The following is a 20,900-nucleotide window of genomic DNA, read 5'->3' on the forward strand; positions in this document are numbered from 1 at the left end:
CGGAGGCACACATGGCGACCATCGACGTCAAACACGTATACAAGCTGTTCGGGCCGGAGGCGGCGCATCCGCGCGTGCTCGACCTGTTGCGCGCGGGAAAGCGCAAGGCCGACGTGCTGTCGGAAACGGGCTGCAACGTCGGACTCAACGACGTGAGCCTCGGCATCGCGTCGGGCGAGATCTTCGTGATCATGGGGTTGTCGGGCTCGGGGAAATCGACGCTCGTGCGGCACTTCAACCGGCTGATCGAACCGACCGCCGGCGAGATCGTGATCGACGGCAGCGACGTGATCAAGCTCGATCCGCACGGGCTGCGCGAGCTGCGCCGCTACAAGGTCAGCATGGTGTTCCAGAACTTCGGACTGCTACCGCACCAGACCGTGCTCGACAATGCCGCGTATGCGCTGCGCACGCGCGGCGAGAACCGGCACGACGCGACGCAAGCCGCGCGCAACTGGCTGGCGAAGGTCGGGCTCGACGGTTACGCCGAGCATTACCCGGATGAACTGTCGGGCGGGATGCGGCAGCGGGTCGGCCTCGCGCGTGCGCTGGCGGCCGATACCGACGTGCTGCTGATGGACGAGGCATTTTCCGCGCTCGATCCGCTGATCCGCACCGAGATGCAGGATCAGTTGCTCGAGCTGCAGGCGACGTTGTCGAAGACGATCGTCTTCATCACGCACGATCTCGACGAGGCATTGCGCATCGGCGACCGGATCGCGATCCTGCGCGACGGCACGCTCGTGCAGGTCGGCACACCGGACGACATCCTGTCGCGGCCGGCGGACGATTATGTGCGGCGGTTCGTCGAGAAGCGCACGAGTGTGAGCTGAACCGGGAATCGAAAGGAGCATGCAATACGGCGCATCGCGACGAGCGGTGCGCCGTTTTCTGTTGGGATCCCGTGCCGGCGCGATGCCTACTTCGTGCCGATCGCACACGCGAGCGGATGCGACGGCACGTCATTGCGATACACGGCGACCGATGCGAAACCCGCGTCGGTCATCAGGCGCGCCAGTCTCTCGACGCGACAGGCATCGTACGGTGCGCGATCGATGTCCCGCACGGTGATCGCAACGATCCCGCCGCGCCTGACGACGCGGCGCAATTCGCTCAAGCCGCGCGTTGGCGCAGGCCAGAAGTAGACGCAGTTGATCGAGAACGCCTTGTCGAACGCATCGTCGTCGAACGGCAGCGCGTCGACCGAGCCGAGCGCCAGTCGCACGCGCCCCTGATCGATGGCGGCGCGGTTCAGGCGTTGTGCTGCAGACAGCATGGTCGGTGAATGGTCTACGCCAGCGATGCGGCAGGACGGCGCCGCTTCGGTGGCGAGCCGGATTGCGTCGCCGGGGCCGAACCCGACTTCGAGTGCATGGTCGCCATCCTCGATGGCCAGCAGCGACAGCGTCCACGCGTTGTCCGGCCGGTTGTGCCGGCGCATGATGCGACCGACGATCCGGCCGATCACGCCGCGCGGCAAGCCGGGTTGCCCGAGATGAGTCGTCATGGTGTTGCCCTCCGGTTCGACGGGGAGCAAGACGCGTGCCGCCGCCGCGACGTGTGGGGGGCACACGCAAGGCCGCTTGCCGGCGCGGTCAGCCAGTGTCACCCCGCGTCAGGGCGTGACCGTTTCCCTTTCGTGCATCCGCGCGCCGGCCGCTTCGCCCCGCAACGCATCCGCCAGAATCAGGTCCGCGCCTTTCTCCGCAACCATCATCGTCGGCGCGTTGATGTTGCCCGACGTGATGTTCGGGAACACCGACGCATCGACGATCCGCAGCGCCTGCAGCCCGTGCACGCGCAGCGCCGCATCGACCACCGACGTCGCCGCGTCCGGCCCCATCGCGCACGAACCGCACAGGTGATAGATCGAACCCGACTGTTCGCGGAAATACTGGAGCATCGCTTCGTCTGAATTTACCTGCGGCCCCGGCGAGATTTCCTCGACGGTCATCGACGTCAGCGCCGGTGCGCGCATCAGCGCGCGAATCACCTTGCTGCCCTGAACGGCTTCGTCGAGATCCTTCTGCGTGGTGAGCGCGTTGATGTGGATCTTCGCGGCATCTTCCGCGCGGTTCGACGCGATCTCGATCGTGCCGCGGCTCGTCGGCCGACATGGGTTGAATGCGATCAGGAATCCGGAATAGGGTTCGGGCTTGATGCTCGCGCGATCGCTCTTCGGGATCCGGTACGACAGCGGGTTGAAGTAGAGCTGGATATTCGGCTCCTGCGCATCGGCCGCGCCGCGGAAGAAACCGCCCGCCTGGTTCACGCTCATCGCGAGCGGGCCGCGCCTGGCCAGCAGGTAGCGCAAGCCGATCTTCATCTTGCCGATGAGCGTGCCCATCTCGTCGTTCAGCGTCGGCCGGTTCGCCTTGAAGTAGAAGCTCACGCACAGGTGATCCTGCAGGTTGCGACCGACGGCCGGCAGCGGATGGACGAGCGGCACGCGCCGGCGCGCAAGCAATGCCGGATCGCCGACGCCCGACAGTTGCAGCAGCTTCGGCGTATCGACCGCGCCAGCGGCGAGGATCACCTCGCGCGCGGCGGCGAGCGTTTCGTCGCCGTGTTCGCCCGCGACGACCACGCCGGTCGCACGCGTGCCGTCGAACGTCACGCGCCGCACGAGCACACTCGAGCGCAATGTGAGGTTCGAACGGTTCAGCGCGGGACGCAGGTACGCGAAGCTGCTGGAGCAGCGTTCGCCGTTCTTCGTGTTCAGGTCGTAGATGCCCGCGCCCTCGAACTGCGCGCCGTTGAAGTCGTCGGTGCGCGGCAGGTTCAGCTGCGCGCAGCCTTTCAGGAACTCGTGGACGATCGGATGCACGTCGGCCTTCATCGACGTGATGTGGATCGGCCCGGTCGAGCCATGATGCTGCGGATCGGTTGCACCGGCCGCGTGCGTCTCCAGCTTGCGGAAATACGGCAGCACGTCGTCGTAGGCCCAGCCCGGATTGCCGGCGTTCGCCCAGTCGTCGTAGTCGCTGCGCTGGCCGCGCACGTAGACCATCGCATTGATCGAGCCCGACCCGCCGACCACCTTGCCGCGCGGGCAGTACAGCTTGCGATCGGCGAGCTGTGCCTCGGGCTCGCTGTAGTACATCCAGTTGTAGCGGCGGCTGTAGTAGGTCTTCGTGAAGCCGACCGGCACCTTGAACCAGAACGATGCGTCGCGTTCGCCCGCTTCGAGCAGCAGCACGGAATAGCGGCCCGATTCGCTCAGGCGGTTCGCGAGAATGCAGCCGGCCGAACCCGCGCCGACGATGATGTAGTCGTAGGTCATGTTTCGTCCTTCGCGATCAGCCCTTCGCGGGCGCGAGATCCTTCACGTCGACGGGGTGTTCGCCCATCTGCAGGTGAAGCCGTTCGCCGGTGTACGGCGAGTGACGACGCACGACGTCCATGTCGAGTTCGATGCCGAGGCCCGGTTCGTTCGACGGGATGATGTAGCCGTCCTCCCAGCGGATCGGCGTTTTCACGACGTCCGCATGGAAACCGCCCCAGGTCATGATGCTTTCCTGGATCAGGAAGTTCGGCGTGCAGGTCGCAAGCTGGATGCTCGCGGCAGCACCGACCGGCCCGTTGTACAGGTGCGGCGCGATCTGCGCGTAATGCACCTCCGCGAGCGTCGCGATCTTCTTCGCTTCGAGCAGGCCGCCCACGCGCGCCACATTCAGCTGAAGGATCGATGCGCCGCCCGCCTGCAGCAGCTTGTGGAATTCGTACTTCGTCGTCAGGCGCTCGCCGGTCGCGATCGGAATCGACGTGTGCTTCGCGACCGACGCGATCGCTTCTTCCTGCCCGGGCGGCACGGGCTCCTCGAACCACAGCGGATCGTACTTCTCGAGCCGCTTCGCGAGCCGGATCGCCGACGACGGCACCATCTGCCCGTGCGTGCCGAACAACAGGTCGGCCTTGCTGCCGACCGCTTCACGCACGCGGCGGCAGAACAGCTCGCAGCGATCGAGCACTTCCAGCGACAGCTGGTGCCCCGAATAGGCCGTGTACGGGCCGGCCGGATCGAACTTGACCGCCGTGAAGCCGAGCTTCACATTTTCGGTCGCGCACTCGGCGGCGAGATCGGGATCGTCGTAGTCGTAGTCGCCGTTGGCATTCTTCGGATACAGGTACGTGTACGAGCGCAGCCGTTCGTGGATCCGGCCGCCGAGCAGTTCGTACACCGGCTTGCCGGCGGCCTTGCCGATGATGTCCCAGCACGCCATCTCGAGCCCGCTGACGACGCCCATCATCGTCAGGTCCGGTCGTTGCGTGAAGCCGCTCGAATAGGCCTGGCGGAACAGCCGCTCGACATGGTGCGGATCGTGGTCCAGCAGGTAGCGGTCGAACACGTCGGCGATGATCGGGCCCATTGCCTTCGGATGAAACGTCGCCGAATAGATCTCGCCGACGCCTTCGATTCCGCAGTCGGTCTTCAGCGTGACGAAGATCCAGTACATCCCGCCAATGTGCGGCGGCGGTACGGCGACGATGTGGGTGTCGAGCGAAACGATCTTCATGCGGACTCCTTGATGCGGTCGAGGCGATGTTTGAGGAGCGCGGCGGCGCCCGCGCCGCACAGCGCGATGGCTGCGATATAGCCGAAATAAAGCTGGTAACCGTGCGCGCCGGGCCAGGTCTGTGTCACGTAGCCGTTGATCAGCGGCACGAACACGTCAGGCGAATAGCCAAGCACCGAGATCAGGCCGATTGCGAGACCCGCGCAGCGCGCGGGCACGCGACAGTCGTCGAGCAGCGACCAGTAGAGGCCGCGGATCGCGTAGGTGAGGATCCCGATGAACAGCACGAGCACGACGAGCATCGCTTGCGGGCTGTGCGGCGGCGCGGCTATCAGCCCGACGAGCGACAGCGCCGCGAGCAAGAGCGCCCAGAACAGCACGGACACTTTCGATACGCGGTCGCCGAGGAAACCGCCGCCGATGCCGCCGACGGGGCGCATCCACAGCTTGAGCGTCGTGATGAAGCCGGCCGCCGTCGCGCTCAGCCCGAAATTGCCTTCGTGCAGATAGGCCGAGAAGCTGTAGGTCGCCCAGAACACCTGGTAGCCGCAGAACACGATGGCGGCGACGAGCCACAGTTCGGGGATTGCCGCGAGCGTCTTCAGGTCGGTCAGCACGTTGCCCCGGCGGTCGGTGTCGCGACGGCGTTGCACTTCCGTGCGGCGCTCGTCCGCATGCGTCGGATCCTTCACCAGCGCGAGCAGCACGCCGAGCGCGATGCAGAAGAACGCGTACAGATGCACGACGAGCGTGAAGCCGGCTGCGTCGGTGCCGCCGCGTGCCTGCGTCACGTAGGCGAAGAGCGTGATCGCGACGGTCGCGAGCAGCGCCTCGACGAGCCCGCGGCCGCCGTCGAGCAGCCCGAAGAAGCGGCCCTGTTCGTCGGGACCGGCGATCATGTTCACGCGCTTGATCACGGCCGCCCAGAACGTGAGGCCGGTCGTCAGCCCCCAGCCGCCGAAGATCAGCACGAGCGCGTTGAACGACGGGCCGGTCGCGTAGACGAGCCCGAGCGCGCCGGTCGCGAGCAGCGAGAAGCAGATCAGCCAGCGCGGCGACAGGCGGTCCGCAAGCCAGCCGCTCGGCAGGTAGCTGACGAGGAAGATCGTGCCGAGCGACGAGTACAGATAGCCGAGCTGCACGTCGTCGATACGGAAGAACTGCAGCATCGTCGGCTGGTACACCTGCCGCAGGTACAGCATCGGATAGATCGCGCCCGCGGCAATCACGAGCAGCAGCAGTTGCAGGTAGCGTCGGGCGCGCGAATGCTGTGACGCGTGAACGTCGTCGTGCAATGCGAGCGACGCGGCGGGCGTCGACGGTTGGGTCGTCATGGTGTCTTCCTCCATCAGGCGTTCCGGATGCGGATGCCTGCAGATTTGTTATGTATGGTTCGATCGCGGGGCGGCGCGCGCTGCGTGGTGTCGTGGCCGCGCGCGCCGGAAATGGAGCCGGCGGCGCGCGTCAGTACTTCATGACGACGAGGCGCGTCTGCGTGAACTCGAGCATGCCGTGCTTGCCGTCGTCGCCGCCGAGGCCCGAACGTTTCCAGCCGGCGTGGAAGCCTTGGTACGGATCGGCCGGCGTGCGATTCACGTACAGCTCGCCGGCTTCGATCGCGTTCGCCACCTTCATCGCGGTGCGGTAGTTTTCGGTGTAGAGCACCGACGACAGCCCGAACTGGTGATCGTTCGCGAATGCGATGGCCTCGTCGATCGTCGTGTAGCGCAGCACCGGCATGACTGGACCGAAGGTTTCCTCCTGCACGATTTCCATGTCCTGCCTCACGCCGGTGAGCAGCGTGGCCGGGTAGAAGAAGCCGGGGCCGTCGGGGATCGCGCCGCCGGTTTCGAGCGTCGCGCCGGCCGCGATCGCACGTGCGACCATGCCGTGAATGTGCGCGCGCGCCGATGCGCTCACGAGCGGGCCCATCCGCGTGGCGTCTTGTGCGCGGTCGCCGATGCGCACGGCCGCCATCCTTTCCTTCAGCAGCGCGACGAAACGGTCGTGCACGCTGTCGTGCACGTACACGCGCTCGATCGCCGTGCAGAGCTGGCCGCAGTGCGTGGTCTTCGATGCGACGAGCGCGGTGGCCGCGCGTTCGAGGTCGGCATCGGGTTCGATGATCGCGGGCGTCTTGCCGCCGAGTTCGAGCGACGGCTTCGCGATGTTCGCCTTGCAGTAGTCGAGCACCTTGCGACCCGCGTTCACGCTGCCCGTCAGCGTGATCATCCCGACCGCGGGATGCGTGCATAGCGCTTCGGCCGTCGCGTGGTCCATCGTCAGGATGTTGACGACACCCGGCGGGAAGCCGGCTTCGTCGACGGCCTTCGCGATCTCGAACGCCGACACCGGCGTATGGTTGCTCGGCCGCACGACCACGGTGTTACCGGCGATCAGCGCGGGCGCGATCTTGCGCAGCAGCGTGTAGACGGGGAAGTTGAACGGGATCAGGCACGCGACGACGCCGATCGGCTCGCGCTGCAGGAAGAGATTCTCGTCGGGCGTATCGCTCGGGATGATCTCGCCCTCGATCCGGCGCGCCCACTCGGCGTGGTAGCGCGTGATCTGGCCGGCATAGACGGCTTCGTTCGATGCGTCCTCGATGCTCTTGCCGGATTCCTGCGCGAGCGCCGCGCCGATGTCGGGCGCGCGTGCGATCAGCGCGTCGGCAAGCTTGTGCAGACAGGCCGCGCGTTCGGTGCTTGGCAGCTTGCGCCACGTTTTCTGCGCGGCGGCTGCGGCGGCGACGGCGGCGAGCGCGTCGGCCGGCGTCGCGGCCGGCACGCGCGCGAACGGTGCTTCGGTTGCGGGGTTGTGGACGACGATGAGCGCGTCGCTTTCCGGGACGGCGAAACAGCCGTTCACGTAATTGCGTTCGGTACGCATGAAGTGGCTCCTCCGATGGGTGCGGGCGGATCGCTTCTAGCGGCGAAACGCACGGCACGGGACGGAAGCCATTCTGCTCATGCGTTTAATGCACGACAAACGACTTATTTTCGCGTCGAGCATGAGAAAAACGCACGTTACTCCGCCGATCGTCCGGAATCGCCCGTCCGGCAAGACTGCCGTGGCGCGTGCCCGGGCGGCGGGCGGGCCGCCAATTCAGGCGAGGCTGAGTGCGCACGGGCGTGGAAGCCGCTCGGGTGTCGCCCGCGACCGCGGCGAAGGCTCGACTGCGAGGCGGCAGTCGGGGACGGATCGCCCGTCAGGCCAGCGGCACCTGGGGCAGCGGCGACGACGGCTCGAGATGGCGCTTCGCGAGCCACACTTCCTGCTGGAGCCAGTCGCGGAACTGCACGATGTGCGGCAGGTTCGTCTGTTCGGGGCGCGTGACGAACCAGTACGACTGGTGGCCGTCGACGTGCACGTTGAGCACCTGCATCAATTGCCCGGTCGCCAGCTCGCGCGCCACCATGTGACGATCGGCGATCGTGATCCCGAGTCCGTCGATCGCCGCGCGGATCGCGTGATCGAGCAGATCGAACTCGTAGCCGCCGCGCGTGTCGACGTCGGCGATGCCGGCGGCCTTCAGCCAGTGCTGCCAGGTGAGGTAGCGCTGGTCGTCGGTGGCGAGCACGTGCAGCAGCGTGAAGCGGTTCAGGTCGATCGGCGCGCCGTCCTGCCTCAGCCGCGCGTAGAGCGCGGGCGCGCAGACGGCGATATGCTGCTCCTGCATCAGCAGCGCGTTGTCGAAGCCGTCCCATTCGCCGTCGCCGAAGCGGATCGCACAGTCGAGCACGCGCGATTCGCCGAGGCTGTCGTGGATGCGCGTCGTGAGGCTGAGCTCGAATTCGGGATGCGCGTCGCGCAGCCGTCCGAGACGGGGCATCAGCCAGCGCGCGGCGAAGGTCGGCGGGACATTCGCGCGCAGGCGGTTCAGGTGGGTTTTCTCCTGCAGGCTGCGCACGGTCAGCTCGATCTTGTCGAACGATTGCTGCAGCGCGCGCAGCAGCACACGCCCGGCCGCCGTCAGTTCGAGCTGGTGATGACGGCGCTCGAGCAGCGTTTCGCCGAGCTGGCTCTCGAGCTGACGCACCTGGCGGCTTACCGCGCTCTGCGTCACGTTGAGCAGTTCGGCCGCGCGCGTGAAGCTGCCGGTGCGGCCGGCCATCTCGAAGGCTTTCAGCGCATTCAGCGCCGGCATCTTGCGTCTCACGGGGTGGTGTCGTTTTGGTGCGGGATGCTTATTGTAGGCGGGAGACGGCGGGACGGGAGCGATCAATGCTGCGGCCGCGCGCGCAACGGATATCGGGGTTTTCACGGCCTGCCGGGGCGCGCACTTTTCTGCGATAAAGCTGCGCTCGAGATTGCTGGCAGGCCGACTGGCAGCCAGGCGGAAGACGGAGAGGGACACACATATCATGCGACGCCTGCCATCGTTGATCGCGTTGCGATTTTTCGAGGAGACCGCGCGCCATCTGAGTTTCAATCGCGCTGCGGTTTCGCTATGCGTGACACAAGGCGCGGTGAGCCGGCAGATCCGGTTGCTCGAGGACGCGCTCGGCGTGCGGTTGTTCGAGCGCGATCACAAGGGCGTGCGCCTGACGGAGGCGGGCGAGCGGCTGCTGCCGTTCGTCGGCCAGGCGTTCGACACGATCGAGCGCGGCATCGGCGGGATCGCCGTCGCGCGGCCGGACGCGAAACGACGTCTCACGGTATCGCTGCCGCCGACATTTGCCACGCAGTGGTTTTCGCCACGGCTCGGCACGCTCGCGGAGGCACTGCCGGACGTCGAGCTGTCGATCCGCACCGAGCCAGCCGACGATTGTCATTGCCATATTCGGTTCGGGCGCGCGGCGCGGCCCGGCATGCAATCGGAGCTGCTGATGATGGAGCGGCATGCGCTCGTCGGTGCGCCGCGTTATCGCGGCGATACGCTCGATGCGCTGTTCCGCAGGTTGCCGTCGCTGCATGTGTTGCATGAGGGCAAGCGCTTGACGCTGTGGGACGACTGGTGCGAGCAGGCGGGCATCGCAGTCGAGCGCATCGGCGACGGCATCGAGTTCTCGACGCTCGAACAGGCGATTCGCGCGGCCCGCAAGGGCGCGGGGCTTGCCGTGGTCGACCTCACCATGATCGAGGAGGAGATCGGCGAGGGCAGCCTCGTGCGGTTGTCGCCAGTCCAGGCGATCGGTCCGTTCGGCTATTGGCTCGACATCGCGCCGGAGAACGTGGTGGTCGAGCACGTGGACGCGTTCGCCGCGTGGCTGCGGGCGCAAGCGGCGAGGAAGGGGTAGGGGGCTTCTCGTGGCCGCAATGCATTACAGATCGGGATCGAGCCCGAAGTGCAAAAGCGTTTCCCGGCGACAACGCGCTTGGGCATCGGCCATCGAGATGACGCGCAGCGTGCTCTTCGAGCGATCGATAGGTCCGACGTCGAAGACTTTCCTTTGCGGCGGCACAACCTGCGTGCCGACCGCCCGTGCGTCATGTTCGACAGCTGACGTGCTTGCGACATGCGCTTGACCGTGATGGTGTTTGCGCGCGGCGAGCTTGTCGATGAGCTGCCTCAATTGCCACAAGCGAACGGGCAGATCCCCGTTCAATGTGCGACTGCGCCTGGCGACAGGCTTCGCGATTCGGAACCCGGTGATTGCGCGGTGCTTTTCGGTCATCCGTATATTCCTTTTTCGATCAAGTATTGATGCAGCGCCAGTACAGACTCGCCGTGAGGTGCGACGTTGAACGTCATCGCACGATGAGACCCTGCGGCACGCCAGAAATCGCGACCTGATCGCGTCGCATAGAGTGCGCGTAGCGACCGAAGCGTCCCGTCAGCCAGCCCGACCGGATAGCCCTGGAAATACTGGAACAGTGCGGCCTCGTCACCATGCGGGTCGGGGATGGCTGCGTCGAAACCGAACCGCGGCCATGCGTAGTACCCGCACAGGCGGGGGCCACCGGGTTCCGGTGGCGCTTTACGGCCGCCGATCGCGAATGTGCTGATCCAGGCGATCCCCAACCTATCACACGCCCTGACAATGCGCCACAGCATCGCCGCACCGAGTCCTCCGACGGCGTCATCGACGAGATCGATGGTCCGGAGTTCGAGTGCGGACATGTCCGGGGTTTGAAGCACGGATACGCGATTCACTGATCGGATCAGTGTTGGATGGGTGACGGCGAACGTCAGTCTGTCCGCACTGTCGAGATAGGCTTGAATGTCCGATCCCGCAGGCGCGCCGCACAGCGAAACCAGCAATGCGTCGGAAATGTCGCCGTTCACGCCGAGCAACGCGGAGATATCCAGATGGTTTCGATCGACATCGAGCTGATCGTCGAAGTATGTTGTCTCGTAAGGCAGAACATGACTGAGATCGACACGCTGGGCAGACATGGTTGCAGGGCGCAGAACTGAAAGTGTCCAGCATATCGGCTTGGTTTCGACTCGCGGAGTCTGCCGAACAGCCAGGTCGAGCGCGCTGCGCTTGATTGCCCTGCCCCAGGTTCCGGCGACGTGCACGGTATCGTCTCGTGCCTGCCGGCAGGCACGAGACGCATCACACCATCACCGCCTCAACGCCGCCACGCCCGGCCGCCGCCACCAGCATCAGACGCTGCGTCTGCGGCGCCCACGCGATCGACACGCTCTTCCCGACCAGCAGTACGCCGGCCAGCGCGAACATCGTCGCGTGACAGCCGAGCATCGCGCGGCGCGAATCGACCGCCGGCCGCGGTCAGCGGCCAAGCCCCGCCATCAGCGTGTACTTGAGCTCCACATACTCGTCGAGGCCGTACTTCGAGCCTTCGCGGCCGAGCCCCGATTGCTTGACGCCGCCGAACGGCGCGACCTCGGTCGAGATGATCCCGTCGTTGACGCCAACCATCCCGCTCTCCAGCGCGCCGGACACGCGCCATGCGCGGCCGAGGTCGCGCGTGTAGAAGTACGCGGACAGCCCGTACGGCGTGTCGTTCGCCGCGGCGACGGCTTCTTCTTCGGTCGTGAAGCGGAAGCAGCCGGCGACGGGGCCGAAGGTTTCCTCTTCGGCGATCAGCATGTCGGGCGTCATGCCGGTCAGCACGGTCGGTTCGTAGAACGTGCCGCCGAGCGCGTGGCGCTTGCCGCCGGTGACCACGCGCGCGCCCTTCGCGGTCGCATCGGCCACATGCCGCTCGACCTTGTCGAGCGCCGCTTCGTTGATGAGCGGCCCCTGGTCGACGTCGCCCGAGAGCGCGTTGCCGACACGCAGCGCGCGTACCGCGTCGGCGAGCTTGCGCGTGAAGGCATCGTATACGCCGTCTTGCACGAGAAAGCGATTCACGCACACGCAAGTCTGGCCCGTGTTGCGGAACTTCGATGCGATCGCGCCCTGCACGGCCGCGTCGAGATCGGCATCGTCGAACACGATGAACGGCGCATTGCCACCGAGTTCGAGCGACAACTTCTTCAGCGTATCGGCCGATTGCCTGGCGAGCAGCTTGCCGACGCGTGTCGAGCCCGTAAACGACAGCTTGCGCACGACGGGCGAATGCGTGAGCGCCTCGCCGATCGCGACCGCGTCGCCCGACACGACGTTGAACACGCCGGCCGGCACGCCCGCCCGTTCGGCGAGCACCGCGAGCGCGAACGCCGACAGCGGCGTTTCCTCGGACGGCTTGAGCACCATCGTGCAGCCGGCCGCGAGCGCGGGGCCGGCCTTGCGCGTGATCATCGCGAGCGGGAAGTTCCACGGCGTGATCGCCGCGACGACGCCGACCGGTTCGCGCGTGACGACGATCTGCGCGTCGGGCTTCGGGCTCGGGATCACGTCGCCGTACATGCGCTTCGCTTCTTCCGCGAACCATTCGAGAAAGCTGGCGGCGTACGCGACTTCGCCACGCGCCTCCGCGAGCGGCTTGCCCTGCTCGCGCGTGAGCAGTTCCGCGAGCGCATCGCGATGTTCGAGCATCAGTTCGCCCCAGCGCCTGACGCGCGCGCCGCGCTCCTTCGCCGTCAGCGCGCGCCACGCGGGCAACGCGTGCGCGGCGGCGTCGATCGCGCGCTGGGCGTCATCGGCATCGCCTTTCGCGACTTTCGCGATCGTCTCGCCGGTGGCGGGATTCAGCACCGGATAGGTTGCATCGCTAGCGCGATGCGATTCGTGCCATTCACCGCCGATGTAATGGCCCGTTCTCAGAAATTCGCTCATTGCGTGTGGTTCCTTCAGTCTGCCGCGAAGCTGCCCTGCGCCGGACGCGACTCGCGCGCGATGCGCTTGCCGGCGGTGTAGTCGTTGATCAGGTCGCACGGCGTGTAGTTGCGCTCGAGCTCGTGCAGTTCGTCGTCGCCGAGCTGCGTCTCGAGCGCGCCGAGCGCGCTGTCGAACTGCGCGACGGAATCGGCGCCGACCAGCATGCTGGCAATGCCGGGGCGGCTCAGCACCCAGGCCTGCGCGATCTGCGCGGGCGGCACGCCGCGCCGCTTCGCGACCTTCGCGACCGATTCGGCGATCGCGAGCGACGCGGCATCGCCATACATCTGCGCGGTGAAGAAGTCGGTCTGGTTGCGCGTCGATTGCGGCTCGCAGGTCAGCAGGCCGCGCGCGAGCGGGCTGAACACCGACACGCCGACGCCCTGGTCGATGCAGTACGGCACCATCTCGCGCTCTTCCTCGCGATACGCGAGGTTCAGCTGCAACTGCATGTTGATCGGCTTGTCCCAGCCGTTGCGCTCGCACGCCTGCATGATCTTCGCGAACTGCCACGTGTACATCGTCGACACGCCGATATAGCGCGCCTTGCCCGCCCGCACGATGTCATGCATCGCGCTCATCGTTTCCTCGACGGGCGTGTTCACGTCGAAGAAGTGCAGCATGAAGATGTCGACGTACTCCATGCCGAGACGCTTCAGCGAACCGTCGATGCCGTCCAGCACGTGCTTGCGCGAATGGCCGCCGGCGTTCGGATAGCTGCCCATGTCGTAGCCGACCTTCGTCGTGACGACCAGCTCCTCGCGGCGCGCGTTGCGCTTCAGGATGCGGCCGACCACTTCCTCGCCGACCCCCGTCGAATAGAAATCGGCGAGATCGATGAAGTTGACGCCGGCATCGAGCGCGCGGCGCACGATCGGCTCGCTCTGCGCTTCGTCGAAGATCCACGGCTTCCATTCGGGCGTGCCCATGTTCATCGTGCCGAGACACAGGCGGGACACCTTCAGGCCGGACTGGCCGAGGCGGACGTATTCCATGCTTCCTCCTGATACGGCCTTGCCGGCCGCTCGTTGTCGGTCAGTTCTTCGTGGGCGTGTAGAACGGGTTCGAGACGTTGCGCGCGGCGGCGAACACGGCATCGCGATGCGGCAGCCCTTCCATCGCGGCGACGATCGCGTTGCGGCACGCGCGGTAGTTGTTCTCGAACACGGCGTCGAGATCGTCGGTTTTCGGATTGACCCAGTTCGCCGACACGACGACCCAGTCGTTTTCCGCTTCGGGCGGCAGCGTGCCGTTCTCGAGCGCTTCGGCCACGGCCTTCGCGATGCCGGCCTGCGAGGCGCCCCATGTTGCATTGCCGTGGAAGTCGCCGTCGATCTGCGCCTTGTTCACGTATAGCGTGAGCGGCTTGGTCGGTATGCCGGGCTGCGCGATCACGACGAACGGCGCATGGCCGGCCGACGGCGTCGCAAGCGCGGTCGCGAACGCTTGCCCGGCGGGGCCGTTGCGGGGGCCGATCAGCACGTTGATGTGCGCCAGGTTGACGCCGGGGCCTTCGAAGCCTTCGCCGATGAAAAGCTGTCTGGGTTGCGGTGCGGTCATTGCGGTGTCTCGTCGATGAGGTTGGTGTGAGGCGATTCTCCGGGGCCGCGACGCGGCCGGTGAATCGATGTTTTCTGATCGAGGTATGCGTTTTCGTCGTCTCCGGGAAAGCCCTGATCGCCGCGCGCGGACGCCCGCCGGCCGGACCGCCGGCGCGGCCGCACGATGTCGCGGAACGGGCGGTGCGGGTGGGCGACGGCGCGCCGGCTTCGGGTTTGTCATACCCGGGCAGGGGTTGGAGCACCGCGCGCGTCTGGACAACAATCGGCGTACCCCGGGCCTTATCTTTCGACGCCCCGTCCTTTTTCGAAAGCGAGTAATTCCGATGGCAGCCATTCAGAGACCCGATTGGTCGAAACTCAGCTCTCTCGACCCGGAGTTGATCCGCGCATTCGTCGCCGTCGTCGAGAGCGGCGGCTTCACCGCGGCGGCCCGGCAGCTGCATCGCACGCAGTCGACCATCAGCCTGCGGATCCGCACGCTCGAGGAGCGGCTCGACACGCACCTGTTCATGCGCAACAGCCGGCGGCTCGAGCTGTCTCGCGATGGCGAGAACTTCCTGATCCACGCGCGGCGGATCATCCAGGTGCAGAACGACGCGATCATCGCGTTGAAGCAGACGAGCAGCGACCGCGGCGTCGTGCGTTTCGGGCTGCCCGAGGATTACGCGGAGCTGTGGCTGCCCGACCTGCTGAAATCCTTCTACGCGCTGCGGCCGGGCGCGCGCCTGCACGTGCATTGCCGGATGTCGCTGGAACTGGTCGAGCGGCTGCAGGCCGGCGAGCTGGACGTCGCGCTCGTCGTGCGGCACGGGCCGAATGCGGCCGGGCGGCTGCTTGGCCGTCACGACGTCGTGTGGGCCGCGCATCGCGACTTCGCGCTCGACCCGTACGCATCGATACCGCTCGCGCTGTTTCCGGAAACATGCTGCTACCGGCAGCGCGGCCTGCAGGCGCTCGCGACCGCGGAGCGGCCGTATCACGTCGTCTATACGAGCCAGAGCCCGACCGGCATCAAGATCGCGGTGAATCACGGCGCGGCCGTGACGATGATCGACCGCTGCACGCTGCCGGGAAACTGGCGCGTGCTCGACGAAGCGGACGGCTTGCCGCCGCTGCCGCCCGCCGACCTCGAACTGCATCGCTCGCCGGGTATCTGCGATCCGCTGACCGACGATCTGGTCTCGCTGATCGAGGCCATGGTCGACGAGCGGCGGCGCGCGTCACTCGAGGCGTTCGCGTAGCGGTACGGCGCGGCGCGCATGCCGTTTTTTGCACAGCGAAGCCGTTTTTTTGCACGGTATTGATGCCGCGCCTCCTAAGCTGGGGATGTGTCCAACAGCCAGGACGCCCGCCGTCCGCGCCATGACCTTCATCCATCCCGTACCCGGATTCGACATCGCCGGCCGCCAGCTGCGCGCCGGCGCGCTCACCACCGTCAATCCGTTTCCCCCGCCGCGCCCGCGCCTGCGGTTGCCCGTCACGCTGACGGCCGACAGCGGCGCGCTCGGGCATGCCCGGCTCGCGGCGCTGCTGCATTCCACGATCGGCGTGTATGTGGTCAGCGCGCGTACCGTGCGCGACGTGGTCCACGTGGAATTCGACATCGCGCCGGAGGACCTCGACTTCACGCTGCACGTGCTGATCGCGCAGCAGGTCGATGCCGTGATCGGCCCCGTTGCCCGCCGTCTGCGCGTGGCGACGCGGGATCGTCCGGCCGGGGAACGCTGATTGCTCGTACCGTATGGTTCGCCGCCGGTTCGCTGGCCACGGTGTCCGCTGGCCGGTCGCGGCGAAGCTTGGTGCGCCGCATCGCACGCGGCGCAGCCCGTTGACAGGGAGGATCCATGCACCTCATGGAAGAAGTGCAGACCATGCGTCCGGCAAGCGGGCGCGTGCTCGTGGCGACGTTGCCGTCGGGCACGCAGCTTGCGCAGCAGTTGCGGGTGACCGTGCGCGCGGCGGACGTGCTGCTGCGTCAGGCGATCCGGCTGCCGGACCGCCATCATTGGTCGGTCGACCTCGAACGTGTCGACGCAGCCGGCGGTCCGCTGGCTGCATGGGACTCGCATGTGACGCTGCGCATCGCGAAGACGTTCGCGCCGTCGGTCGATGCGAACGCGCGCGCCAGCGATCCCGACCAGGTCGCGGTGGAGATTCGGCTGTTTCTTCCGGAACAGGCGTATCTGCGCGAGCAGCGCGTCGGCATCTTCGGCCGGCGGCACGGCAACCGGTTCGGCGCGACGCTGTCGGTGACGGCAGGGTCGCAGTGGGGCGGCCGGCGGATCGAATGCATTCCGCCTGCCGGGCGGTACGTGCATGGCGACACGCTGGAAGCGCTCGTCGACAGGGTAGCGGGCATCGTCAACGCGGCGTTGCTCGCGGCCGGCCATCCACGGCCCGGCGGTTCATGACGGCACGGGCGGCGCGCGCCCGGCCGCGGTTCAGGCGTCGCCGGCCTGGCCGGTCTGCCGCTGCAGGTCTTCCATCAGTTGCTCCGCGAGAAAGTCGCACGGCGGGCGCTTCGATTTCGTGCTGCGCGCGAGGATCAGCTCGAGCGGCGGCAGATCGGGCAGCCCGTGCGAGCGGCCAAGCATCGACAGTTGCGCGGGAATCGCGCAGCGCGCGAGCGGCGCGACCGCGAGCCCGGCCTCGACCATGCTCAGCAGCCCGAGCAGGCTCGGGCTTTCATAGGACGTCCGAAACGGCAGCTTCGCGCGTTCGAGGCTGCGGATCGCGTTCTCGCGCGCGACGCTGCCCGGCATGAACACCGCGATCGGCAGCGGCCGTTCTTCCCACACGCGCGGCCCGTTCGTCATCGCGGCCCACGCCATCGGCTCGTGGCGGATGAAGTCGCCGGACAGCCCCTTGATGCGCGTGCCGCAGACGAGATCGACGGTGCCGTCCTTCAGGAGCGGCGCGAGCGCACTGCTGGGCAGCCCGATCACCTGGATCTCGACCTTCGGATAGGTCGCCGAGAATTTCTTCAGCACCGACGGCAGCAGCGACGACGCATAGTCGTCCGGCACGCCGATCACAACCTTGCCGGTCACTTCCGGCCGTACCACGGCCGCCCACGCTTCGTCGCGCAGCGCCAGCATTCGTCTGGCGAATCCCAGCAGCACCTCGCCTTCGCGCGTCAGCACGATGCTGCGCGGCTTGCGCACGAACAGCGGCCGGCCGATCGCGTCCTCGAGGCTCTTGATCTGCATGCTCACGGCCGACTGCGAGCGGTTCACCGCTTCCGCGGCGCGGGTCATGTTGCCGGTTTCCGCGACGGCGACGACGGTAGCCAGCACGTCGTGATCGAGCATCTTCATCGGTATCAGGAAAACTGAATGTAACGATCAGCATTATGCGTTTTTATTGTCGCTGTGTGTCTGCCATAGTGGCATCGAGCCTGCCGCATCGTTCGATGCGGTGCGGCGATCACGCCGGCGTGCCCGGCACGCAGCGTTGAACAGGGAAGAGTGGTGTACCGATGATGGATCATCCGTTGCGCGCCGCACTGGCCGCGGAATTGCATGCGCGGCCGTTCCTGCGGCTCGCCGAAGCCGTGTCGCTCACGCACTACGCGATCTACGCGGACGGCCAGCCCGACATCCACGAAACGCTGCTGCACGCGCTGTGCCGCGACACCGGCATTGCCGTGCCGCAGGACGGCGCGACCCATCATGCGGTGCAGTCGCCGTGCGGCTGGCATCTGAAGTGGGAACGCCACACCGAATTTTCGACCTTCACGTTCGTCGCGCCGCGTCGCGACACCGGCTATTTCGACGATCTCGCGATCGAGGGGATTCCGGCCGCCTGGTTCGCGCGGCTCGCGGGCATCCGCTTCGTCGCGGTGCGCATGGAGTTGCTGTCGGGCGATGCCGCGCGGCTCGTGTGCGGCGACCTGCGCCGCTGGATCGACGGGCCGGCGCTCGTCGGCAGCGGCGTGCTGGGCGGCGGCAAGGTGTTTTGCGACTGGCATGTGCGTGACGACGGCTTCATGCGCTTTCTCGTCGTCGACGAGGATTTTCGCGAGGAGCAGGGCGGCCGGCTGCTGCAGCGCCTGTATGAAATCGAGACGTACCGGATGATGGCGCTGCTCGCGTTGCCGGTCGCGCGCCGGATGAGCCGCGAGCTCGACGAGATCCACGCGGCGCTCCATGCGCTGATGCAGCGGATGGACGCGAGCGGCGCCGACGGCGACGACGCGGCGTTGCTCGTGAAGCTCACGCATCTCGCGGTGCGGGTCGAGGCGCTGTCGGGGTCCGGCGGCCGCTTCAGCGCGTCGCGTGCATACGAAAAGCTCGTGCTGGCGCGCATCCACGAATTGCGCGAGGAGCGCATCGAAGGGATGCCGACGATCGCCGAATTCATGGAGCGGCGCTTCGCGCCGGCAATGGAAACGTGCCGCAGCGTGTGGGCGCGCCACGAGCAGATCGCCGCGCGGATCGCGCGAGCGGTCGACCTGTTGCGCACGCGCGTGAATCTCGCTCAGGAAAAGGACGTGACGCGCCTGCTGGCCGGCATGGAGCGCACCGCACGCAATCAGCTTCATCTGCAGCACGCGGTTGAGGGGTTGTCGGTGGCCGCCATTTCGTACTACGTGCTGTCGCTCGCGACCGCGGCGTTCAAGGCGCTGCACGTGATGAACCTGCCGGTCGATCCCGAACTGGCGGAAGGGCTGCTGATCGCGCCGGTCGTGTTCGCGGTGATTCACGTCACGCGGCGCACGCGTGCGCAGCTCGCACGGTCGGAGGGCGCGCACGACAGCGCCCCCGTGCAGGCAGCGGCGTTGAAGCAGGCAAATTAGAACATCGACAACATATCAAAAGGAGTGGAGATGACTTTTACGCAAATGCAACCCGGTTTTTTCAGTGGCCTCGACGCATTCGACGAACCGGTATGGGATGAAGCCGGTGCACCGGAGGACGCGCATGTGACGTCGTATCAGGCCGTGCTGCAGGAGCCGACGACGTCGCTCGTCGGGAATACGGTCGACCGGCCGGATGTCGCGGCGGTGGCGATTCTCGGGTACAACTGACGCGCGTTCACATCGCGTCGATTCGAGCATTCGCAACGGCCCGAACGGGCGCCGGCGTGACGAAACGGCGGGCGCGGGATGTGCCCGTCGATTGCATTTCCGCCATGATCGGCGCAGCGTCGCGCTGCCGGCGAACGCGCTATAGTCGTGCGACGCCCGCTGCGAACACCGCATGTTCGGCGGCTCATCCACGCACGCCTCGCTTCCATGACCGCGCATCCCGCCGTTTCCCTTCATCTCACCGACACCGAACAACCGGCAGCCCGCGATTTCATCAGCCGCAAGCTCGGCGAATTCAACCACGCGATGACGGGCCGCAGCGACACGGCGGCGCTCGACGTCTACGTGACGAATCCCGCGACCGGCGAGGTCCTGGGCGGCCTCACCGGCCGGACGTCGCTCGGTCTCTTCTTCATCGACCTCTTTTACCTGCCGGAATCGCTGCGCGGCGGCGGCTTCGGCAGCAGGCTGCTGCGCGAGGCGGAAGCGGAGGCGAGGCGGCGCGGATGTGCTCGCGCGGTGCTGTACACGATTACGTTCCAGGCGCCGGATTTCTACCGGAAGCACGGGTACGAGGCGTTCGGCGAAGTGCCGTGCGAGCCGGAAGGGGCGGCGCGCGTGTTCATGGTCAAGACGCTGTGAGCGACGTCGCCTGACGTCACCGCCCCGGCGTCGCGCGCTCGACGATCATGTCGTACAGCGCCTGTGCCGCGGGCGACAATTGCGCGGCCCGGCGCATGACCAGCACGAGCGCGCGAGACACCGACGGCTCGACCAGCTCGATCGTGCGGACCATCGGATACGCGTTCTTCTGGATCGCGAGTCTCGGCACGACGGCCGCGCCGAGGCCTTCGGCAACGAGGCCGAGCGCGGTCGAACTGCGCTGCACTTCATAGAACGAATGCAGCGTCACGCCGCTCGTCTTCAGCGCGCCTTCGAGCAGCCCGCGATTGCCGCTCACCTCGCCCGCGAAGATCAGCGGATGCGGGTGCAGCGCTGCCCAGCGGATCCGCCGACGCTTCGCGAGCGGATGATCGTCGCGGCAGACGAGCACGTACGGGTCATGCGTGAGCGGTACGCTGACGAGTTCGGGGTGCTGGTCGCCCGCGATGCTGATTCCGAATTCCGCTTCGCGGCGTAGCACGGCCTGCAATACCGACGCCGACGCATGATCGAGGATCTTCACGCGATCATGTGGCCGGTGCGCGGAGAACGCGCGCAGAATGCGCGGGAGATACTGAACGCCGACCGTCGGCACGCACGCGATCGTCACGTCGCCGCGCTGGCTCAGGCCCGTTTCGCGGATTTCGGTCAGTGCGTCCGACAGCTCGTTCAGCAGCCGGCGCGCCTGCGGCAGGAAACGCCGGCCGATTTCGGTGAGGGTGGTGCGGCGCGTCGTGCGTTCGATCAGCGCGACGCCGAGAAACGACTCGAGCTTGCGCAACCGCTGCGTGATCGCCGTTTGCGTGACGTGCAGCGTGTCGGCCGCTTGCCTGAAGCTGCCGCCGTCGGCGATCGCGACGAAAGCCTGGACTCCGAGCGTATCGATTTTCATCAGAAACATGAATCAATAACGATATTAAATTCATTTTACTGAAGAACCACGAGATCGCAGAAT

Annotated in this window: 22 protein-coding genes; 8 read left to right on the forward strand and 14 right to left on the reverse strand. The window is 66.7% G+C overall.

Translation table 11 applies throughout. The features are described 5' to 3' along the window. Positions 1-11: 11 nt before the first annotated feature. Positions 12-833, forward strand: coding sequence for a quaternary amine ABC transporter ATP-binding protein (locus tag WI26_RS16265; RefSeq protein WP_060189357.1), 822 nt, complete (start codon positions 12-14; stop codon positions 831-833). A gap of 86 nt (positions 834-919) precedes the next feature. On the opposite strand, the gene WI26_RS16270 is transcribed toward WI26_RS16265, so the two are convergent. The 6 genes from WI26_RS16270 to WI26_RS16295 all read right to left on the reverse strand — a co-directional run bounded on the left by WI26_RS16270 (position 920) and on the right by WI26_RS16295 (position 8,664). Continuing rightward, complete coding sequence (locus WI26_RS16270; protein ID WP_069227748.1) at positions 920-1,507, reverse strand: class I SAM-dependent methyltransferase; 588 nt, start codon at positions 1,505-1,507, stop codon at positions 920-922. 108 nt (positions 1,508-1,615) lie between these two features. Continuing rightward, positions 1,616-3,283, reverse strand: coding sequence for a GMC family oxidoreductase (locus tag WI26_RS16275; protein WP_069226521.1), 1,668 nt, complete (start codon positions 3,281-3,283; stop codon positions 1,616-1,618). A 16-nt stretch (positions 3,284-3,299) separates the two neighbouring features. Further along, positions 3,300-4,517, reverse strand: a complete 1,218-nt coding sequence (locus WI26_RS16280) for a mandelate racemase/muconate lactonizing enzyme family protein (protein WP_069226522.1) — start codon at positions 4,515-4,517, stop codon at positions 3,300-3,302. Further along, a complete protein-coding gene (locus WI26_RS16285) occupies positions 4,514-5,851 on the reverse strand; it encodes an MFS transporter (RefSeq protein WP_155768781.1) in 1,338 nt (445 codons plus the stop codon). Before WI26_RS16285 ends, WI26_RS16280 begins: the two co-directional genes overlap by 4 nt. Positions 5,852-5,981: 130 nt before the next feature. Beyond that, positions 5,982-7,406 carry an aldehyde dehydrogenase gene (aldA, locus tag WI26_RS16290; RefSeq protein WP_069226523.1) on the reverse strand — a complete coding sequence of 475 codons (1,425 nt, stop codon included), beginning with the start codon at positions 7,404-7,406 and terminating at the stop codon, positions 5,982-5,984. 319 nt (positions 7,407-7,725) lie between these two features. Then, the gene (locus tag WI26_RS16295) at positions 7,726-8,664 is read right to left on the reverse strand and encodes a LysR substrate-binding domain-containing protein (protein WP_059447594.1); all 939 of its coding nucleotides are present in this window, start codon (positions 8,662-8,664) and stop codon (positions 7,726-7,728) included. A 217-nt stretch (positions 8,665-8,881) separates the two neighbouring features. Between WI26_RS16295 and WI26_RS16300 the strand changes: the two genes are divergently transcribed. After that, positions 8,882-9,757 (forward strand): LysR substrate-binding domain-containing protein, encoded by an 876-nt coding sequence (locus WI26_RS16300; RefSeq protein ID WP_069226524.1) that lies wholly within the window; start codon positions 8,882-8,884, stop codon positions 9,755-9,757. Positions 9,758-9,781: 24 nt separating this feature from the next. Here WI26_RS16300 and WI26_RS16305 read toward each other — a convergent pair whose 3' ends face one another. Genes WI26_RS16305 through fae form a run of 6 tightly spaced genes read right to left on the reverse strand, consistent with a single transcriptional unit; the run spans position 9,782 to position 14,251 of the window. Next, complete coding sequence (locus WI26_RS16305) at positions 9,782-10,135, reverse strand: hypothetical protein (protein ID WP_069226525.1); 354 nt, start codon at positions 10,133-10,135, stop codon at positions 9,782-9,784. Next, positions 10,132-10,983: a hypothetical protein gene (locus WI26_RS16310; RefSeq protein WP_236849344.1), complete on the reverse strand. Its 852-nt coding sequence runs from the start codon at positions 10,981-10,983 to the stop codon at positions 10,132-10,134. The genes WI26_RS16305 and WI26_RS16310 overlap by 4 nt, the downstream gene beginning before the upstream one ends. Before the next feature lie 37 nt (positions 10,984-11,020). Next, a complete protein-coding gene (locus WI26_RS32235; RefSeq protein WP_155768782.1) occupies positions 11,021-11,167 on the reverse strand; it encodes a hypothetical protein in 147 nt (48 codons plus the stop codon). 30 nt (positions 11,168-11,197) lie between these two features. Beyond that, positions 11,198-12,649 carry an NAD-dependent succinate-semialdehyde dehydrogenase gene (locus WI26_RS16315; protein ID WP_069226526.1) on the reverse strand — a complete coding sequence of 484 codons (1,452 nt, stop codon included), beginning with the start codon at positions 12,647-12,649 and terminating at the stop codon, positions 11,198-11,200. A 14-nt stretch (positions 12,650-12,663) separates the two neighbouring features. Continuing rightward, entirely contained in the window at positions 12,664-13,686 is a 1,023-nt protein-coding gene (locus WI26_RS16320; protein ID WP_059464976.1) for an aldo/keto reductase, read from the reverse strand. Positions 13,687-13,726: 40 nt separating this feature from the next. Then, positions 13,727-14,251 carry a formaldehyde-activating enzyme gene (fae, locus tag WI26_RS16325; protein ID WP_059464977.1) on the reverse strand — a complete coding sequence of 175 codons (525 nt, stop codon included), beginning with the start codon at positions 14,249-14,251 and terminating at the stop codon, positions 13,727-13,729. Between the two features lie 325 nt (positions 14,252-14,576). On the opposite strand from fae, the gene WI26_RS16330 reads away from it, so the two are divergent. The 3 genes from WI26_RS16330 to WI26_RS16340 all read left to right on the forward strand — a co-directional run bounded on the left by WI26_RS16330 (position 14,577) and on the right by WI26_RS16340 (position 16,664). Continuing rightward, positions 14,577-15,494, forward strand: a complete 918-nt coding sequence (locus tag WI26_RS16330) for a LysR family transcriptional regulator (RefSeq protein ID WP_069226527.1) — start codon at positions 14,577-14,579, stop codon at positions 15,492-15,494. A 121-nt stretch (positions 15,495-15,615) separates the two neighbouring features. Continuing rightward, positions 15,616-15,981: a hypothetical protein gene (locus tag WI26_RS16335; protein WP_069226528.1), complete on the forward strand. Its 366-nt coding sequence runs from the start codon at positions 15,616-15,618 to the stop codon at positions 15,979-15,981. 116 nt (positions 15,982-16,097) lie between these two features. Further along, entirely contained in the window at positions 16,098-16,664 is a 567-nt protein-coding gene (locus WI26_RS16340) for a hypothetical protein (protein WP_069226529.1), read from the forward strand. 30 nt (positions 16,665-16,694) lie between these two features. Here WI26_RS16340 and WI26_RS16345 read toward each other — a convergent pair whose 3' ends face one another. Further along, positions 16,695-17,570: a LysR family transcriptional regulator gene (locus WI26_RS16345; RefSeq protein ID WP_059464981.1), complete on the reverse strand. Its 876-nt coding sequence runs from the start codon at positions 17,568-17,570 to the stop codon at positions 16,695-16,697. A gap of 161 nt (positions 17,571-17,731) precedes the next feature. Here WI26_RS16345 and WI26_RS16350 point away from each other — a divergent pair, with 161 nt between their 5' ends. The 3 genes from WI26_RS16350 (at position 17,732) to WI26_RS16360 (ending at position 19,924) form a co-directional block, all read left to right on the forward strand. After that, complete coding sequence (locus WI26_RS16350) at positions 17,732-19,051, forward strand: DUF3422 family protein (protein ID WP_060325975.1); 1,320 nt, start codon at positions 17,732-17,734, stop codon at positions 19,049-19,051. 30 nt (positions 19,052-19,081) lie between these two features. After that, on the forward strand, positions 19,082-19,282 hold the full coding sequence (locus WI26_RS16355) for a hypothetical protein (RefSeq protein WP_069226530.1): 201 nt from the start codon (positions 19,082-19,084) through the stop codon (positions 19,280-19,282). 207 nt (positions 19,283-19,489) lie between these two features. Continuing rightward, positions 19,490-19,924, forward strand: coding sequence for a GNAT family N-acetyltransferase (locus WI26_RS16360; protein WP_069226531.1), 435 nt, complete (start codon positions 19,490-19,492; stop codon positions 19,922-19,924). 16 nt (positions 19,925-19,940) lie between these two features. Here WI26_RS16360 and WI26_RS16365 read toward each other — a convergent pair whose 3' ends face one another. Then, positions 19,941-20,837: a LysR family transcriptional regulator gene (locus WI26_RS16365; RefSeq protein ID WP_069227750.1), complete on the reverse strand. Its 897-nt coding sequence runs from the start codon at positions 20,835-20,837 to the stop codon at positions 19,941-19,943. Positions 20,838-20,900 lie beyond the last annotated feature (63 nt).

It is taken from the genome of Burkholderia diffusa, from assembly GCF_001718315.1.
GTDB classification, from domain to species: Bacteria; Pseudomonadota; Gammaproteobacteria; order Burkholderiales; family Burkholderiaceae; genus Burkholderia; species Burkholderia diffusa_B.

Bases quoted from the DNA above. Each gene is read 5' to 3' on its own strand.
- WI26_RS16265 (WP_060189357.1), top strand. From the start codon at position 12: ATGGCGACCATCGACGTCAAACACGTATACAAGCTGTTCGGGCCGGAG.
- WI26_RS16270 (WP_069227748.1), bottom strand. From the start codon at position 1,507: ATGACGACTCATCTCGGGCAACCCGGCTTGCCGCGCGGCGTGATCGGC.
- WI26_RS16275 (WP_069226521.1), bottom strand. From the start codon at position 3,283: ATGACCTACGACTACATCATCGTCGGCGCGGGTTCGGCCGGCTGCATT.
- WI26_RS16280 (WP_069226522.1), bottom strand. From the start codon at position 4,517: ATGAAGATCGTTTCGCTCGACACCCACATCGTCGCCGTACCGCCGCCG.
- WI26_RS16285 (WP_155768781.1), bottom strand. From the start codon at position 5,851: ATGACGACCCAACCGTCGACGCCCGCCGCGTCGCTCGCATTGCACGAC.
- aldA (WP_069226523.1), bottom strand. From the start codon at position 7,406: ATGCGTACCGAACGCAATTACGTGAACGGCTGTTTCGCCGTCCCGGAA.
- WI26_RS16295 (WP_059447594.1), bottom strand. From the start codon at position 8,664: ATGCCGGCGCTGAATGCGCTGAAAGCCTTCGAGATGGCCGGCCGCACC.
- WI26_RS16300 (WP_069226524.1), top strand. From the start codon at position 8,882: ATGCGACGCCTGCCATCGTTGATCGCGTTGCGATTTTTCGAGGAGACC.
- WI26_RS16305 (WP_069226525.1), bottom strand. From the start codon at position 10,135: ATGACCGAAAAGCACCGCGCAATCACCGGGTTCCGAATCGCGAAGCCT.
- WI26_RS32235 (WP_155768782.1), bottom strand. From the start codon at position 11,167: ATGCTCGGCTGTCACGCGACGATGTTCGCGCTGGCCGGCGTACTGCTG.
- WI26_RS16315 (WP_069226526.1), bottom strand. From the start codon at position 12,649: ATGAGCGAATTTCTGAGAACGGGCCATTACATCGGCGGTGAATGGCAC.
- WI26_RS16320 (WP_059464976.1), bottom strand. From the start codon at position 13,686: ATGGAATACGTCCGCCTCGGCCAGTCCGGCCTGAAGGTGTCCCGCCTG.
- fae (WP_059464977.1), bottom strand. From the start codon at position 14,251: ATGACCGCACCGCAACCCAGACAGCTTTTCATCGGCGAAGGCTTCGAA.
- WI26_RS16330 (WP_069226527.1), top strand. From the start codon at position 14,577: ATGGCAGCCATTCAGAGACCCGATTGGTCGAAACTCAGCTCTCTCGAC.
- WI26_RS16335 (WP_069226528.1), top strand. From the start codon at position 15,616: ATGACCTTCATCCATCCCGTACCCGGATTCGACATCGCCGGCCGCCAG.
- WI26_RS16340 (WP_069226529.1), top strand. From the start codon at position 16,098: ATGCACCTCATGGAAGAAGTGCAGACCATGCGTCCGGCAAGCGGGCGC.
- WI26_RS16345 (WP_059464981.1), bottom strand. From the start codon at position 17,570: ATGAAGATGCTCGATCACGACGTGCTGGCTACCGTCGTCGCCGTCGCG.
- WI26_RS16350 (WP_060325975.1), top strand. From the start codon at position 17,732: ATGATGGATCATCCGTTGCGCGCCGCACTGGCCGCGGAATTGCATGCG.
- WI26_RS16355 (WP_069226530.1), top strand. From the start codon at position 19,082: ATGACTTTTACGCAAATGCAACCCGGTTTTTTCAGTGGCCTCGACGCA.
- WI26_RS16360 (WP_069226531.1), top strand. From the start codon at position 19,490: ATGACCGCGCATCCCGCCGTTTCCCTTCATCTCACCGACACCGAACAA.
- WI26_RS16365 (WP_069227750.1), bottom strand. From the start codon at position 20,837: ATGAAAATCGATACGCTCGGAGTCCAGGCTTTCGTCGCGATCGCCGAC.